This is a genomic window from Actinomycetes bacterium, from assembly GCA_024222295.1.
GTDB lineage: Bacteria > Actinomycetota > Acidimicrobiia > Acidimicrobiales > Microtrichaceae > JAAEPF01.
This window is the reverse complement of the sequence record JAAEPF010000110.1, coordinates 1-1,548: the sequence shown is the minus strand read 5'-3', so window position 1 is coordinate 1,548 and position 1,548 is coordinate 1. Positions and strand designations below refer to the sequence as shown.

Sequence of the window (1,548 nt, the reverse complement as noted above, 5' to 3'; positions counted from 1 at the left end):
CTGGCGCGCTCACCGGGAAACCAGAGCTGGGCGTCGAGGCCATCCACCCAGGCGTTGCCGGCCTCGGCGCGCAGCACGCGGCCGCTCCTCAGGTCGACGCGGCCCGCCAACTTCGGCAGCTGCACGTAGGCCTGACGCACCTGATCAAGGCTCTCGGTCCGGCCGAAGCGGCGCGCCTGGGCCTCGGTGGCGTCGAGCACGAAGCCGGCGTCGAGGACCAGCTCGAGGCTGCCCGCGATCGAGGAAGGCGCGGTGAGGCCCCGGGCCTGGGTGTCCGCGTCGAGGAAGAGCATGCCCACGCTCGGGTTGCCGCCGTCGTCGGCGCTGTAGAGGCCGCGTAGGCTCATGCGTCCATCGAGTTCGCCGTCAGCCGCCCACGCAGCGCCGACCACCAAGAGCAGGCAGAGCCCCCTCACGGTCGGCTGCTCGTGCACTCACCGCAGGTCGAACCGGCGCGCGCGGGCACGAAGCTCTGGGTGGTGTGGCAGGTCTGGCAGGCGTCGGGCTGGCAGCCGATGAGGTGATCGCAGTCGCCGCCGGCGGTGCCCTGATAGTCGTCCGTGTGGCAAAACTGGCAGTCCGTCGGCAGGCCACCGAAGACCCGCCCAGGGTGGCAATCCCGGCACTCCACGAAGCGGTGCACGCCGCTGAGGCGGAAGCCTGTCTCGGTGTGCAGGAAGGTGCTCGGCAGGAAGTGCTGCTGGGTGTGGCAGTCGAGGCAGAGCGGCCCCAGGTTGCCGAAGTGCGGATCGCGGTGGCAGTTCACGCACTCCGGGCCCGTGCCCGCGAGCTCTCGCCCTCGGTCGGGCCCGTGGCAGCGCTCGCAGGCCAGCTGATCGTGCACCCCCTCGAGTCGGAAGGCGCCGAAGTCGTGCTTCTGGGACTGGTTGGCCGTCCAGTCGGCCGCCGTGTGGCAACGGGCACAATCGGCCCCCTTACTGCCCTGATGCACGTCCAGGTGGCAGCCGGCGCAGTCCTGGGGCAGCCCCTTGTAGTCGTTGTTCACGTGGCACTTGGTGCAGTCCAGCGCGCGGTGCTCGCCCCGCAGCGGGTACTCGCTCTGCTTGTCGTGGTCGAAGTCCACCAGCGACCAGGCGTGCGCGCTGTGGCACTCGCTGCAGGCCGTCGAGAACTGGGGCGCGTGGAAGTTCTGGTGGCAGTTGCCGCAGGCGGTGTCGATGGGCCGGTAGTGCCCCTCTTTGTGACAGGCGGCGCACTCCACCTGAAAGTGGCGGCCGACCAGCTGGAAGCGGCTCAAGCTGTGGTCGAAGAACTCGATGCCGAAGCGCTCGAAGCCCCGGTGGCAGCGCTCGCAGCCCGCCTGCTCGAACTGATCGCCGTGCAGATCCCGGTGGCAGAAGGCGCACTCGGGTGTGGTGTCGTCCTGCTCCCCGGTCCCGTTGGGGTGGCAGCGGTAGCAGGGCTGCTCGTTGTGTCGTCCCTCGAGGGGGAAGCCGGTGGCGCTGTGGTCGATGGTCGTCTTGTGCCACCCCACGGGTGAGTGACAGGCGCTGCATGGGCGATCCGCGTAGCGGTCCCCATGAGGGT

3 protein-coding genes are annotated in these 1,548 nt (G+C 69.9%); 1 reads left to right on the top strand and 2 read right to left on the bottom strand.

The features are described from left to right. Both GY812_17720 and GY812_17715 read right to left on the bottom strand, forming a co-directional pair. Nucleotides 1–416 (bottom strand): hypothetical protein (locus GY812_17720; GenBank protein ID MCP4437320.1); only part of this gene is annotated, 416 nt, incomplete at its 3' end. Continuing rightward, complete coding sequence (locus tag GY812_17715; GenBank protein MCP4437319.1) at nt 413–1,258, bottom strand: hypothetical protein; 846 nt, start codon at nt 1,256–1,258, stop codon at nt 413–415. The genes GY812_17715 and GY812_17720, both read right to left, overlap by 4 nt. 3 nt (nt 1,259–1,261) lie before the next feature. Here GY812_17715 and GY812_17710 point away from each other — a divergent pair, with 3 nt between their 5' ends. Continuing rightward, nucleotides 1,262–1,501, top strand: coding sequence for a hypothetical protein (locus GY812_17710; protein MCP4437318.1), 240 nt, complete (start codon nt 1,262–1,264; stop codon nt 1,499–1,501). Nucleotides 1,502–1,548: the final 47 nt, after the last annotated feature.